Origin of the sequence: Marinomonas sp. PE14-40, from assembly GCF_051623805.1 — a bacterium.
GTDB lineage: Bacteria > Pseudomonadota > Gammaproteobacteria > Pseudomonadales > Marinomonadaceae > Marinomonas.
In genome coordinates this window covers 4,788,726-4,802,944 of the sequence record NZ_CP130700.1, presented here as the reverse complement: position 1 = coordinate 4,802,944, position 14,219 = coordinate 4,788,726, and the positions used below count along the sequence as shown (strand labels likewise).

General features: G+C 41.0%; 15 protein-coding genes and 6 tRNA genes. 15 read left to right on the top strand and 6 right to left on the bottom strand.

The annotated features are described in order from the left end of the window. Positions 1–8: 8 nt before the first annotated feature. Together Q0A08_RS22250 and Q0A08_RS22245 are read right to left on the bottom strand one after the other, a co-directional pair. A complete protein-coding gene (locus Q0A08_RS22250) occupies positions 9–917 on the bottom strand; it encodes a hypothetical protein (protein ID WP_438463709.1) in 909 nt (302 codons plus the stop codon). A gap of 138 nt (positions 918–1,055) precedes the next feature. Continuing rightward, positions 1,056–1,298, bottom strand: coding sequence for a hypothetical protein (locus tag Q0A08_RS22245; protein WP_438463708.1), 243 nt, complete (start codon positions 1,296–1,298; stop codon positions 1,056–1,058). Between the two features lie 101 nt (positions 1,299–1,399). Between Q0A08_RS22245 and yaaA the strand changes: the two genes are divergently transcribed. Beyond that, the gene (gene yaaA / locus Q0A08_RS22240) at positions 1,400–2,182 is read left to right on the top strand and encodes a peroxide stress protein YaaA (protein ID WP_438463707.1); all 783 of its coding nucleotides are present in this window, start codon (positions 1,400–1,402) and stop codon (positions 2,180–2,182) included. A 109-nt stretch (positions 2,183–2,291) separates the two neighbouring features. Here the strand turns inward: yaaA and prmC are convergent, their stop codons facing one another. The 4 genes from prmC to Q0A08_RS22220 all read right to left on the bottom strand — a co-directional run bounded on the left by prmC (position 2,292) and on the right by Q0A08_RS22220 (position 6,112). Then, positions 2,292–3,149, bottom strand: coding sequence for a peptide chain release factor N(5)-glutamine methyltransferase (gene prmC / locus Q0A08_RS22235; RefSeq protein ID WP_438463706.1), 858 nt, complete (start codon positions 3,147–3,149; stop codon positions 2,292–2,294). 25 nt (positions 3,150–3,174) lie between these two features. Next, the gene (gene prfA, locus Q0A08_RS22230; RefSeq protein WP_438463705.1) at positions 3,175–4,266 is read right to left on the bottom strand and encodes a peptide chain release factor 1; all 1,092 of its coding nucleotides are present in this window, start codon (positions 4,264–4,266) and stop codon (positions 3,175–3,177) included. Positions 4,267–4,335: 69 nt separating this feature from the next. Continuing rightward, complete coding sequence (gene hemA, locus Q0A08_RS22225; protein WP_438463704.1) at positions 4,336–5,610, bottom strand: glutamyl-tRNA reductase; 1,275 nt, start codon at positions 5,608–5,610, stop codon at positions 4,336–4,338. Between the two features lie 184 nt (positions 5,611–5,794). Beyond that, on the bottom strand, positions 5,795–6,112 hold the full coding sequence (locus Q0A08_RS22220) for a hypothetical protein (RefSeq protein ID WP_438463703.1): 318 nt from the start codon (positions 6,110–6,112) through the stop codon (positions 5,795–5,797). Between the two features lie 49 nt (positions 6,113–6,161). On the opposite strand from Q0A08_RS22220, the gene Q0A08_RS22215 reads away from it, so the two are divergent. From Q0A08_RS22215 to Q0A08_RS22150, 14 genes are all read left to right on the top strand, one after another. Continuing rightward, positions 6,162–7,799, top strand: a complete 1,638-nt coding sequence (locus Q0A08_RS22215; RefSeq protein ID WP_438463702.1) for a hypothetical protein — start codon at positions 6,162–6,164, stop codon at positions 7,797–7,799. Further along, positions 7,796–8,368, top strand: coding sequence for a lipoprotein insertase outer membrane protein LolB (gene lolB / locus Q0A08_RS22210; RefSeq protein WP_438463701.1), 573 nt, complete (start codon positions 7,796–7,798; stop codon positions 8,366–8,368). The genes Q0A08_RS22215 and lolB overlap by 4 nt, the downstream gene beginning before the upstream one ends. A 40-nt stretch (positions 8,369–8,408) precedes the next feature. Further along, a complete protein-coding gene (ispE, locus tag Q0A08_RS22205) occupies positions 8,409–9,293 on the top strand; it encodes a 4-(cytidine 5'-diphospho)-2-C-methyl-D-erythritol kinase (protein ID WP_438463700.1) in 885 nt (294 codons plus the stop codon). After that, positions 9,273–9,347, top strand: a tRNA-Gln gene (locus Q0A08_RS22200). Before ispE ends, Q0A08_RS22200 begins: the two co-directional genes overlap by 21 nt. Before the next feature lie 37 nt (positions 9,348–9,384). Next, positions 9,385–10,332: a ribose-phosphate pyrophosphokinase gene (locus Q0A08_RS22195; protein WP_438463698.1), complete on the top strand. Its 948-nt coding sequence runs from the start codon at positions 9,385–9,387 to the stop codon at positions 10,330–10,332. An 81-nt stretch (positions 10,333–10,413) separates the two neighbouring features. Further along, on the top strand, positions 10,414–10,992 hold the full coding sequence (locus Q0A08_RS22190; RefSeq protein ID WP_438463697.1) for a 50S ribosomal protein L25/general stress protein Ctc: 579 nt from the start codon (positions 10,414–10,416) through the stop codon (positions 10,990–10,992). Positions 10,993–11,015: 23 nt separating this feature from the next. After that, positions 11,016–11,600 (top strand): aminoacyl-tRNA hydrolase, encoded by a 585-nt coding sequence (gene pth, locus Q0A08_RS22185; protein ID WP_046016939.1) that lies wholly within the window; start codon positions 11,016–11,018, stop codon positions 11,598–11,600. A gap of 50 nt (positions 11,601–11,650) precedes the next feature. Then, complete coding sequence (gene ychF / locus Q0A08_RS22180) at positions 11,651–12,742, top strand: redox-regulated ATPase YchF (RefSeq protein ID WP_438463695.1); 1,092 nt, start codon at positions 11,651–11,653, stop codon at positions 12,740–12,742. Positions 12,743–12,862: 120 nt separating this feature from the next. Next, positions 12,863–12,937: transfer RNA gene (locus Q0A08_RS22175), tRNA-Gln, on the top strand. 28 nt (positions 12,938–12,965) lie between these two features. Then, positions 12,966–13,042, top strand: a tRNA-Met gene (locus Q0A08_RS22170). Positions 13,043–13,058: 16 nt separating this feature from the next. Then, positions 13,059–13,133: transfer RNA gene (locus tag Q0A08_RS22165), tRNA-Gln, on the top strand. 20 nt (positions 13,134–13,153) lie between these two features. After that, positions 13,154–13,230 (top strand) — tRNA-Met (locus Q0A08_RS22160). A 13-nt stretch (positions 13,231–13,243) separates the two neighbouring features. After that, positions 13,244–13,318, top strand: a tRNA-Gln gene (locus Q0A08_RS22155). Positions 13,319–13,503: 185 nt separating this feature from the next. Next, on the top strand, positions 13,504–14,175 hold the full coding sequence (locus Q0A08_RS22150; RefSeq protein WP_438463693.1) for a TIGR04219 family outer membrane beta-barrel protein: 672 nt from the start codon (positions 13,504–13,506) through the stop codon (positions 14,173–14,175). Positions 14,176–14,219 lie beyond the last annotated feature (44 nt).

Here is a 14,219-nt window from a genome sequence, read left to right as displayed (position 1 = left end):
TTAAATAACTAGTTTGATCGCTTCGCCAGCCATTTAGTAATGATAGGTAACGCGGATGTTGGTACTTGAATAGCCCCAGCCAATGGCAAGAACATAGGCCCTAGCAATGAACCCGCGATAGTGTGAGTTAGCAACACATTACGGTTTCCCGCTGTTACCGCTGCCATAAACGCCTGCTCTTTACCTAACTTTTTATATAAAACAAAAGCGGCCACAAAAAACAAGGTCACCAAAAAGGTTGAAATCCCAATCAGCTGATATGCCAGCATAGGGTCTTGATCCCACTGCAATCTAAAATTACTGATCAAACCAAATGGGAAAGCAAATACGACTAAAATGGTATAAGGAGAAATTTTAACCAACGCCCTCCCTAGTTTATCTTCTGGTACATATTTATGAATAACAAATGAGAGCAACATAGGGCCAAAGATAAAAATAACCAAGCGCATAATATAAGCCTGCATATCTAAGCTCACTTCACCCGACTGCAGTAAAAACAAAGAAATATAAATAGCGACTGGCAATAAAATGGTGGAAGCAATCGTCATGGCCATGGAGGTCATCACGTCGAAACCTAAAGCACGAATAATCGCAGGGGTAGCAAACAATGAACCTGTCGCCGCCACTGCAACAATAGCCAAAGTAAGCGCCTCATCGGCCCCTATCATTTTGGCAAAACCAAAACTTAGTAACATTAAGAAAAATGAATGGAAGCATGCGTACCACCAGACATATAACTGCTTAAGCTTAATCACAAGCTCGTTTTGCTTCATACCAATCAAGGTTAATGTCATCAAAACAAAAAGACAGTAAGGTAAAATGGGAAAGACTTTTAAGGAGTATTCAGGCAATAAAAAGCCAAGAATGGCCGCCGCAAAAATAAATACCAAAGAATGGCGTATTAAAAAAGAAAACATACTATCTGTTGCCGAAGAGGAAAGTTAAATTTTGAAGGTTTATAGCTTTACGGCATTTTAGCATCAAGTTTTGCTAAATTGTCATGATCAGTGAATCTATTGTTTTTACAATCCAGATTCATCAATGAAAAATGGTATTTATAAAATAGAATGGAGTTTATTTTTCTCAGGCAATTCAGCTTCTTCTTCAGGCCAGTCTAATCTTGCCTTATCAAAAGCTTCTCTTAGGCGCATCAAATCTAAATCGTTCATTTGGTCGATAAGACCAAACGATTCTTCAAGACGTTCATCCTGCGTCTTAGACTCAGAAGATTGAAGTTTGTTTTTCTCATCTCTCTGAGCGGTTAATTCTTTAGGAAAACGTAGCACATTGCTCTTCATAAATTCTCTCTATTGAACTTCACTATAGATATCTATCGTTACTCTATGGATAATCTGTAACAAACGCAATATATCTTGCCCTTTATGTTACAGGATTCCCAATGAAGTTTTTAATTTCTCCCGCAAAAACATTAGATTTAGACAGCAAGTTACCGACAGAAGAATCAAGTCAGCCTATCGCTTTATCTCAAGCTCAGGCACTTATTGATACAATTAAGCCATATACTCCTGCTGACGTTGCTTCTTTAATGAAGCTAAGCGACAAACTTGCTGCGCTAAATGTAAACCGCTATCACGAGTGGGAACAAAACCACACAGAAGCAAATAGTCGCCCAGCACTATTTACCTTCAAAGGCGATGTTTATACCGGTCTTGATGCTCACTCCCTGAGTCAAGATGACATTGAATATGCTCAAGGTCATCTTCGCATGCTTAGCGGCCTATATGGTTTATTAAAACCATTAGACTTGATGCAGGCTTACCGCCTAGAGATGGGAACACGCTTAGGGAATGACAAAGGCACGAACCTTTACCAATTCTGGGGAGATGATATTGCCAATATGATTATTAACGAGCTAGCTGATAATGAGTTATTAGTGAATCTAGCGTCTAACGAATACTTTAAAGCAGTGAACACAAAAATCATTTCACAGCGTATCGTTTCGCCTATTTTCTTGGATGAGAAAAACGGTAAATTTAAGGTTATCAGTTTTTACGCGAAAAAAGCCCGTGGATTGATGGCACGCTATCTGATTCAAGAACAGTGTGAGACATATGAAGATATGCTGAACTTTAATCTAGCAGGCTACCGTTATGATCCTGACCAGTCTAAAGCCGACGAACCTGTTTTCGTTCGCCCTGAGAACATGCAACCTGCAAAATAGAAGCTTGATTACGCCTTCGTAAATAAATAATTCTGATGATACAAAAAAGCTAGGTTTTAATACCTAGCTTTTACTTTTTAGAGAGGAAAAAAACGTACCTTATATCCCTTTAGCATTCCGAATATTGGCCTAAAGTCACTCTGTCGTTACCACCATAATCTTTGCGTGTTTCTATCTTATGGTAGCCATTTTTCTCAAGTATCTTTCTAGCACCTTCACCTTGATCATAACCATGCTCAAAGGCTAACCAGCCATTTATAGCTAAATACGCTTTTGCATCCCGTGCAATAATTTCAATGTCTGAATAGCCCTTTTGCTCTGCAATCAAAGCAGTTTTCGGCTCGAACCTAACATCACCTTCATCAAGGTGATGATCTTCTGGATCAATATAAGGTGGATTCGAAACAATCAGAGTCAAATCAGTTACAGCAACATTGTCAAACCAACTACTTTGCTGAATATCCACATTAAGATTTAACTTTTGGCTATTCTGCTTAGCAAGCGCAACCGCCTCTGGAATAAGGTCAACGCCACTCACACTCGCATCAGACCTTTCACTGGCTAACGCTAACGCTACGGCACCGGTACCTGTACCTAGGTCCAAAATGCTAGGGGATTTAACATCTGCAATTAACTCAAGGCCAATTTCAACCAAACATTCTGTGTCTGACCTGGGTATCAAGGTAAATTCTGATACCGCTAACTCAAAGGTCCAAAATGCCTGATAACCTAATATATAAGCAATCGGCTTACCTTTAACTCGCTGCGCTAGCAAAGCATCAAACTTTACCCTGTCCTCTTCTGATACCAGCTTTTCTGGCCAAGTATAAAAATAAGATGTATTTACACCCAGTACTTCAGCCAATAACAGTTGAACATCTAGATCAGGTGTTTCAGTGAGTTTATTAGAACTAGAAAGGGTCGCTAATTGTGCGACCCCTTGCTGGATAACTTGATCAATTCTCATGTTATTTCATCATGCCAATTGTCATTTATCGATTCTCTTCACTCAATGCAGCAAGCTGACCAGCTTGGTGTTCATTGATAAGAGGTTGAACCAAATTATCCAAATCACCTGTGATGATTTCGTCTAGTTTATACAGTGTTAAGTTGATTCTATGATCTGTTACACGACCTTGAGGGTAGTTATAAGTACGAATACGCTCTGACCTGTCACCACTGCCTACCAAAGATTTACGTGCTTCAGACTGCTCAGCTGCATGCTTTTCATCTTCCGCTGCTTGTAAACGAGAAGCAAGTAATGCCATCGCTTTAGCACGGTTCTTATGCTGAGAACGTTCGTCCTGACATTCCACAACAACACCTGTTGGTATGTGAGTTAAACGTATTGCTGAGTCAGTTTTGTTGACGTGCTGACCACCGGCACCAGATGCTCTGAAAGTATCAACACGCAAATCAGCTTTATTGATTTCAATGGCATCCTGCTCATCCATTTCTGGCATGATAGCGACTGTGCAGGCAGAAGTATGAATACGGCCTTGGGATTCTGTCGCAGGCACTCGCTGTACTCTGTGTACACCAGATTCAAACTTAAGCAAAGAGTAAGCCCCTTCGCCGACAATGCGAGCGATAACTTCTTTATAGCCACCATGCTCACCTTCGTTACAGCTGATCATTTCAACTTTCCAACGTCGAGTTTCTGCATAACGAGAGTACATACGGAATAAATCACCCGCAAAAATAGACGCTTCGTCACCACCTGTTCCGGCACGCACTTCTACAAACACGTTACGTCCGTCATTAGGGTCTTTTGGCAATAAAAGCTTTTGTAAATCAACCAACAACTCTTCTTTTTGCATCTGACATGCCTTCATCTCTTCCACACCCATTTCTTTAATATCTGGGTCGGAATCCGTCATCATCAGTTGCGCTTCTTCCAAGTTCTCATCGTTTTCTTGGAATGCTTCAAAGCATTTAACAACAGGCTCAAGTTCTGCGTATTCTTTTGAATAAGCACGAAACAAATCTTGATTCATGATGATTTCAGCATCGCTTAATAAAGCCGCTAGCTCTTCATAACGATCTGCTAAATTTTCTAATTTTAATTTAATCGATTCTTTCATGGTTAAGGTCTTTTTAGTAAATTCTTTAAAGTGAGCACTTACGCTAGATTGTTACACGAAATAAGCTGGCTAATTTTTATCGTCTTTCAATTCTGTCATGCCCAACACTTTAAGTGCGACTTCTAGGCTTGCTTGATCATCATCAGCGCCTGCTTCACGCAAGAACTGAGTAGGCGTATGAATAAGCTTATTCATTAAATTGTGCGCCATTTTCTGTAAAACCTGTTCAGGTTCTTGGCCTGCACTTAAATTTTTCAAGGCTCTTTCATATTCAAAAGATTTAATGTCTTCTGCTTTTTGGCGATAAGAGACAATAACATTAGATACTTTACGCGAATCTAAATTACGTCTGAACTCAACCACACCCGCATCAATAATGGCTTCAGCTGCCGTCGCGGCATCCTGTCTTGATTTTACGTTCTGCTCTATCACTGAATGCAGATCATCTACCGTATAAAGGTAAACATCGTTTATGTCTTCAACTTCAGGTTCGATATCCCTAGGAACAGCAATATCAATTAACAAAATAGGTTTATGGCGACGTTTTGATACTGCTTTCTCAACCATGCCTTTACCAATAATCGGTAACTGACTGGCGGTTGAAGAAATAACCAAGTCTGCTTGAGATAAGTATTCACCTATATCAGCGAGTAAAATGGCTTCTGCCCCCATCTCTGCAGCAAGCACTTGTGCTCTTTCTAAGGTTCTGTTCGCCACAATAATGCGTTTTACACCACTCTCTTTTAGGTGCCTAGCAACTAACTCTATCGTTTGGCCTGCGCCGATCAAAAGCGCCGTGCTGCGTTTTACATCAGCAAAGATACGTTGAGCTAAGCTGACAGCAGCAAAAGCAATTGAAACTGGATTTTCACCAATAGCGGTATCTGTGCGTACTTTTTTCGCAATAGAGAAAGTACGCTGAAATAAAGATTGTAATGATTGGCCTATATATTTGCCTTCTTGAGACACGGCATAAGCGGATTTCACCTGCCCTAAAATTTGCGGCTCGCCTAATACGAGAGAATCCAGCCCTGATGCCACTCGCATAATATGCCTAACACTCTCATCATCTTGATGGGCGTAGCAGTATTGCTCTAACTCAGCGGCAGGAATTTGATGATACTCACCTAGCCATTGAATAATTTGCTTGATACTCGCGCCTTCTGGCACGGCACAATAAAGCTCCGTTCTATTGCAGGTAGAAACGATAACAGCCTCATCTGCTCGATCACGGGTGATCAAGGAAGATAAAGCGTCGAACATTTTCTCCGGCGCAAACGCAACTTTTTCTCGTATCGCAACGGGTGCTGTTTTGTGGTTGATACCAACCGTAATTAGCGGCATTAAGGGAACTCTTCACAGGTAATGAGATCTTAGCATCTAAGCTAAGTAAGGCTTTTTAAACCAGGCCTCAAAAATTAAGGCCTCGCATTATACGTGTAAACATCACATTTTCGCACCCCATGTGATCAATAAAAACGAGAAAGCTTGTCGTAATGTGATGGATACACTACTGACATTACTATTACTAAGGGATAGTATAAGGAAATAACTTGAACAATTGTTTTAATCTATTTCTGTTAAACATTAGGTTTTTAGCATCTTTTAAGATCAAATCAATATTAAACAGGGTTTTATAACTCATGACATCGCCTATTTCTAAAAAAGGATTTGCTGTCTTAACAGGATTAAGCCCTCGCTTTAACAAGTTAAAACAACAGCCTTTGTTAGCATGGATAAAACCCAAGCAAGCATTCATAGCAGGATTATCACTGAGTCTTCTTGCCTGCTCTTCTGCCTCAATACCTTTAAATACTGCAAGCTCAAGCAAACAATTAAGCATCATTGATGAAACACCTATTGCAACAACTGAAATTGAAAGTAAACAGAATCCTTTGCTTAAGCAGATGCTTGTTGCAGAGTTCAACCTGCATAGAGGCAATTTAAATGCAGCCTACAAAAGCTACTTAACACTGGCACAAGAAGAGCAAAATTTAACTGCGGTTAGCCGCGCAACAGACATAGCTGTCGCTATGAACAACTTATTTTTGATCGAACAAGCCAGCACCCTCTGGCTTACATTAGAAAACAACGAAGTTAGACCCTACAAGTTGAATTACGCGATTCAAATTAATTACTTAAAAAGTGAAGCTGGCCGAGACATTCTACAAAAAGCCTTAGAAAATCAGGTTGAGATACGCTTTATTCATGAAGAAATTAATAAAAACGCAAGAAAACCAGAACAGATCGACAGCATTAAAGAGAGCTTAGAGCAATTAAAAGCGGATTACCCCACTAATGTTGATCTTGACGTTGCCATCGCTCGAATCAATTTTTTACAAGGTGACTTTGACGCCGCTTTAGCCAGCAGCAAACGCTTAAAAGAGACATTAGGTGATGACAAATTTGGCATTGAGAGCTATCTCATTCTGGCTTTTAGTCAAAACCAAAATGATCAACATAAAGAGGCTATTAAGAGTTTAGAACAAGCCTCTCAATATCATAAAGACACACTAAGAATTCTGACACCTTTACTCAACTTTTTACTGCAAGATGATCAAGTTGAATTATCCAAGCAATATTATCGAGATCACTCATTAGCGCCGCAAGAGTCAACTCAACTTTCGCTTAACTATATCGGCCAACTCCTTGAGTACAAGCATAACGAGCTTGCCCTAACATTATTGAAAGAGCTTGATTACCCATCAACAGGTCTTGCTGATCAGTTCTATTATCTAGAAGCAAACGCCCTCTCTCAGCTAAATAAAAAAGAAGATGGCGTAGAGCTTTTATTAAAAACCACTGGCCCACTTAAGTTGAATGCAACTGAACAAGCTGCGTCTTGGCTTTACGAATTAGGACAGGAAAGTCGCATTAACCCTATCGTCATGTCACGAGTAAATGAACAACAGAACTTAGACATGGTGCTAAGCATCTGCTTTTTACATGAGGATGAAGGCCGCCTTGACCTTGCCGATCAACTATTAACATCCGCTTTAGATATTTATAAAAATGCCAACTCGATCCGTTATAAAAGAGCGTTACTTGCGGATCAAAGAGGTCTTTGGCTAGAAACCGAAAAAGAACTCTCTTATTTGATCTCCCTTGAGCCAGAAAACCCTCAATATCTAAATGCATTAGGCTACACCCTTTTGCAATATACAAAGCGCTTAGACGAAGCGATGCAATTGATTGAAAAAGCCTACCAAATTAACGCCGATGATCCAGCCATTATCGATAGCCTTGGTTGGGGACACTTTTTACTGGGCAATAACGATCAAGCCATTTTTTACCTTAAGAAAGCATGGAGCTTATTAAAAGACCCAGAGATAGGTGCTCATTTCGGAGAAGCCTTATGGCAAAAGAACCCAGAACAAGCCAACCTTATCTGGCGACAAGCATTAGATAATGAACAAAATCACGACACATTAAAGGACACTATTAAGCGCTTAAACCCAAGCTTTGAATTTCCAAATAATGATATACAACCACCTTCACCCTATACGGACGTAGCACAGGACCAAACACCATGATAAGAGCGTTTTTTCTCTTATGTATCACCATTTTAATTACAGCCTGCTCAACCAACTCAAAAGTCGTCGTTCCTGCACCAGAAAGTGTCGATGCCATCACTCAATGGCAAACGAGCGGTCGAGTCGGTATTAGAACGGATGAAGATGCCATTTCAGGAAACTTTAATTGGCAACATAATCCAACGGGATTCAACTTAGTTATCAGCGGCCCTTTTGGCCAAGGTACAACTAAAATTTACCAAGATGAAAGTCAGCTAGTCACCCTTGAATATAAAGACACAAAGGCAACAGGACCTGATTCTCAACGTTTATTAGAACAGCACTTTGGTTGGCAGTTCCCTGTAAAACAAATTGCATATTGGGCGAGAGGTCTAGCTGAACCAAACTCAGCAGCAGCATTTAGCTATAATGTCGATACGCAATTACTTGAAGAAATCGCTCAAGATGGCTGGATAGTTAAGTATAAAGAATTTACTCAAGTGGAAGGCTTAGACTTACCAAGAAAGCTGCAAGCTATTAAAGCCCCCTTTAGAGTCAACCTTATCATTAATGATTGGTCGATCCAGTAACCGGCCTTCATACCAACATCTAGCAAAGATTTTTAGCATAATGAATAGATCGACTATCACACTTCCTTCACCGGCTAAGTTGAACCTCTTTTTACACATCACTGGCCGTCGTGAAAATGGTTACCATGAACTTGAAACTATTTTTCAGTTTATTGATGTCTGTGATGAACTCACTTTTAGTTTGGATGAAAAAGATGAGATTCAGCTTTTAAATGAGATTCCAGGCGTTCAAAAGGAACAAAACCTCATTTATAAAGCTGCAAAAATACTATTACCCTTCAGAGCAAAGAATGTCTCAGAAGGTATTAAAATTAGCATTAATAAACAACTCCCTATGGGGGGTGGAATAGGCGGTGGCAGCTCTAATGCAGCAACAACTTTATTAGCCCTTAATCAACTTTGGCAATGCCAATTGAACCTCGATAAACTTGCCGAACTAGGCCTTGAATTAGGTGCCGACGTACCGATTTTTGTCTTTGGTAAAAGTGCCTTTGCACAAGGCATAGGTGAAGAGTTTACTCAGGTAGAACCAAACACCCCTTATTACCTACTATTGAAACCAGATTGTGAAGTGGAAACTGTTCAAATTTTTACCGATAAATATTTGACAAGAGACACCCCTCCCATCAAAATACCGCACGCCTTGAAGCTGGGTGGACATAACGATTGTCTTGAGGTTGTAAGAAAACATAATCCTAAAGTAGATGAAGCGTATCTTTGGCTTAAAAATCAAGGAGATGCAAAACTTACAGGAACGGGATCATGTCTTTTTGCAGCGTTCGATAGTCGAGACGATGTTTTGAGAGTTTTAGCACAAGTACCTGACAAATGGCTAGCATGGCAATGTCAGGGTCACAATGTGTCTCCAACACATCAAGTTCTTGACCAGTGGATTGAGCATAATTGGGGTATCGCCAAGCGGTAAGGCAACAGGTTTTGATCCTGTCATGCGTAGGTTCGAATCCTGCTACCCCAGCCAAACTCTATTCACCATGAAAATACAAAGGGTATCCAAAGTGTCCAAGTTAATGGTTTTTACCGGTAATGCCAATCCTGAACTCGCTCGTAGGGTTGTGCGCCGACTAGGTCTTCCTATTGGCAATGCCACAGTAGGAAAATTCAGTGACGGAGAAATTACGGTTGAGATCAATGAGAACGTTCGCGGTAAAGACGTTTTTATTATCCAATCTACCTGTGCACCTAGTAACGATAACTTGATGGAACTCATCGTTATGGCTGACGCGTTGCGTCGTGCCTCTGCCTCACGCGTAACGGCTGTTATCCCTTATTTTGGTTATGCAAGACAAGATCGTCGCGTACGTTCTGCTCGTGTACCAATTACAGCGAAAGTTGTTGCTGATATGATTTCAGCAGTAGGTATTAATCGCGTATTAACAGTTGATCTGCACGCAGATCAGATTCAGGGTTTCTTCGACATCCCTGTTGATAACGTTTATGCCACACCATTATTACTTGACGATCTACAACGCCAAGGCTATGACAATGTTACTGTCGTTTCGCCTGATGTTGGTGGTGTTGTTCGTGCTCGCGCATTCGCTAAACTGCTTGATGATGCTGACCTTGCTATCATTGACAAGCGTCGCCCTCGTGCGAACGAAGCACAAATCATGCATTTAATTGGTGATGTTGCAGGTAAAACATGTGTTCTAATTGACGACATGTGCGATACTGGCGGCACTTTATGTGCAGCAGCAAAAGCACTAAAAGATCATGGCGCAGAAAGAGTGTTAGCTTATGCTACTCACCCTATTCTTTCTGGCAAAGCGATCGATAATATTACTAACTCGGTACTTGATGAGTTAGTTGTTTCAGACACTATTCCGCTAAGTAAAGCAGCGCAAGAATGTCCACAAATTCGCCAGTTGTCTATGTCAGACATCATGGCAGAAGCTGTTCGTCGCGTATGCAACGAAGAGTCTATTAGCGCCATGTTTGGGGCCTAATTAAAAAATAAAACCAAATAATACGTTCGGATTTGGTCGCACTTCTGGACATTTAACTTTTTAAATTTAGGAAATAATCAAATGACATTATCTATTAATGCCGTAGCACGTTCTGAAGAAGGTAAAGGTGCGAGCCGCCGCCTTCGTCTAGCAAACAAAGTACCAGCTGTAATCTACGGTGGCGATACTGCACCTCAGTCTATTACTTTCGCTGAGAACGAGCTGAAAAAAATCACAGAAAACCAAGACTTCTTCACAACTGTTGTTGAAGTAGTTACTGATGGTAAAGCTGAGAAAGTTATCGTTAAAGCACTACAACGTCACCCTGCTAGCCCAGCAGTTATGCACGTTGACTTCCTACGTGTTGACGAAGCTCGTGTAATCACAACTCGCATCCCTCTTACTTTCGTTGGCGCTGCAACATCTGAAGGTGTTAAGAGCCAAGGTGGTCGTCTGAGCGTTGAAGCTAAGCTTGCTGAAGTTCGTTGCCTACCAGGTAACCTACCAGCTGCACTAGAAGTTGATTGCACTAAAGCTCAACTAGGTGATATTTACCACCTATCTGATGCTCAACTACCTGAAGGCGTAGAGCTAGTTGCTCTTCTTAAAGGTAACGATCACAACCAACCTATTGGTCGTATCGGCAAAGCTAAGAAATAAGATCTGATTGAAAAGGCGGTATTGTGGCAAGTTTCAAGTTATTAGTTGGTCTAGGTAATCCTGGCACCGAATATGAGAACACTCGCCATAATGCCGGCGCTCAATTGATTGAAGCACTGGCTCGCCAGAGTCAGTGCTCTCTTAAAAACGAAAGAAAGTTCTTCGGCCAATTTGGCAAAGTTTATATAGGTGGGCAGGAATGCTATCTCCTTATTCCCTCCACCTATATGAATTTAAGTGGTAAAGCGGTTCAGGCTGTTTGCCAGTTTTATAAAATCCTTCCCCAAGAAGTACTCGTCATTCATGACGAACTAGATATTCCTCCTGGCACAGTAAAAATCAAACGCGGCGGCGGTCATGGCGGTCATAATGGTTTAAAAGACATTATTTCCAAACTGGCAAATAACCGTGAGTTTGGTCGTTTACGCCTTGGCATAGGCCATCCAGGACATGCTAGTAAGGTTGCAGGTTATGTATTAACCAAGGCACCACAAGATGAGTATCAACAAATTGAAGCAACAATTGATGAATCACTTCGTCATATTGATAGCATAATTACAGGGGATTTAAACCCTGTAATGAACCAACTACACAGCTTTAAAGCTTAATTACTAAGCTTAGCGTTAACACTATTTAAGATAACAATTCAGGACTTATTATGGGCTTTAATTGCGGCATCGTTGGCCTACCCAACGTCGGTAAATCAACTCTATTCAACGCACTAACCAAAGCAGGTATTGGCGCGGAGAATTTCCCTTTTTGCACGATTGAGCCAAACGCAGGTGTTGTTCCTATGCCTGACCCACGCTTAGATGCTTTAGCAAAAATCGTTAACCCAGAACGCGTTTTAGCGACAACAATGGAATTTGTTGATATTGCTGGTTTAGTAGAAGGCGCATCTAAAGGTGAAGGTCTAGGTAACAAGTTCCTAGCTAACATTCGCGAAACTGATGCGATTGCCCATGTTGTTCGCTGCTTTGAAGATGAGAACGTGATACACGTATCTAATCACGTTAACCCAAAAGCAGATATTGAAGTTATCAACTTAGAGCTTATTTTTGCCGACCTTGAGTCTATTGATAAGCAAATCTTCCGTACTGCTAAAAATGCGAAAAGCGGTAACAAAGAAGCTATTGCCCACAAAGCCTTCTTAGAAAGCATCAAGGCTCACCTTGAAGATGGCTTACCAGTCCGCTCTATGGACTTAACAGATGACCAGCAGAAAGAAGTGAAGCTACTTCACCTTTTAACCACCAAGCCAACTATGTATATCGCTAACGTAGCTGAAGATGGTTTTGAAAATAATCCTTACCTTGATCAAGTCATCGAAATTGCAAAATCAGAAAATGCAGTTGTCGTACCTATTTGCAACCAGCTAGAAGCTGAAATATCAGAGCTTGACGCTGAAGAGATGCAAGAGTTCCTAGACGAAATGAGTATGACAGAACCAGGTCTTGATCGTGTGATCCGTGCTGGTTATGAATTATTAGGCCTACAGACATACTTTACCGCTGGTGTTAAAGAAGTACGTGCTTGGACTGTTAAGCAAGGTGCAACTGGCCCACAAGCAGCTGGCGTTATTCACACTGACTTTGAGAAAGGTTTCATCCGTGCTGAAGTTGTAGCCTATGATGCATTCATTGAATATCAAGGTGAAAGTGGAGCAAAAGACGCAGGTAAGTGGCGTCTAGAAGGTAAAGATTACATCGTAAAAGACGGCGATGTGATGCATTTCCGTTTTAATGTATAAAAAAATTAAATTGTTTAGATATTTTCAGAAAAAAGCTTGACCCGATAAGGGCTTATATGAATAATATCGCACCCAGAGACAGGGGATCGAATAAAAGATAATTTGTTTCTGGTTTGCAATTGGGGTATCGCCAAGCGGTAAGGCAACAGGTTTTGATCCTGTCATGCGTAGGTTCGAATCCTGCTACCCCAGCCATTGCAAGCAAAGTTAGGAAAGTAATTATGGCTATGTAGCTCAGTTGGTTAGAGCACATCACTCATAATGATGGGGTCACTAGTTCGAATCTAGTCATAGCCACCATTAATTACTTAGAGATTGGGGTATCGCCAAGCGGTAAGGCAACAGGTTTTGATCCTGTCATGCGTAGGTTCGAATCCTGCTACCCCAGCCATTATCACCTAACAAAGTTAAGGCTATGTAGCTCAGTTGGTTAGAGCACATCACTCATAATGATGGGGTCACTAGTTCGAATCTAGTCATAGCCACCACTTATTTTTTGATTGGGGTATCGCCAAGCGGTAAGGCAACAGGTTTTGATCCTGTCATGCGTAGGTTCGAATCCTGCTACCCCAGCCATTATCAACACCATTCTTTATTTACACTTCCTTTCACTAAACTCTTATTCTGCTTAATCTTTTCTGATACTAAATAGCATTCTTACTTTATTTAACTTTAGTTCTTACGCCATATCATCTTATAATTAGCCAAAGTTCACATTCTTACAATTCGTAACTTATATCCAACAAAAGGGAAGATATATTATGAGACCCGCACTTATTCTTGGCTCACTATTAGTGGCTGCAAATGCAAATGCTGACTTTCTTGGTTTAACTGCAGAAGTTGGTAGTTTTTCTCCTGATGCTGATACCACAGCAGCAACTACTGGCACATCTGTATCAAGCAACAACATGGATGCGGATTCAGGTACCTACTATGGTATTGCCTTTGAACACCCAATCCCTCTTATCCCAAATGTACGTATTCAAGGCACTGAACTAGAAGCGGACGGCACAAGTGGCGGAAACGCGACTATCGTTGATATGTCTCATACTGATTACACCGCTTACTATGAGCTTCTAGACGGCCTACTATGGCTTAGCCTTGATGCTGGTATCAGTTTCCGTCAATACGACGGCAGCGTTTCTATCTCAGGCTCAGAAACAGACCTAGATGAAACTGTACCTATGTTTTATGCAGCCCCTGCTTTCTCAATCCCTGGTACAGGCCTTTCTGTTGTTGGTGAATTCAAAGTTGGCTCATTCGATGACAAAGACGTAACTGACACAACGCTTAAAGTGAAATGGGAATCACCATTCCTAGTGGGTATCGAAGCAGGTTACCGTACCCATGACATCGATTTTGAAAATGTTTCAGGTCGTGATGTTGTGAGTGAAAACTCTGGTGTTTTCTTAGGTGTTAATATCGATATCTAATAGATCGCAGCAAAGTAATGCAATTCAAAAAAGCCCAGTTTTTA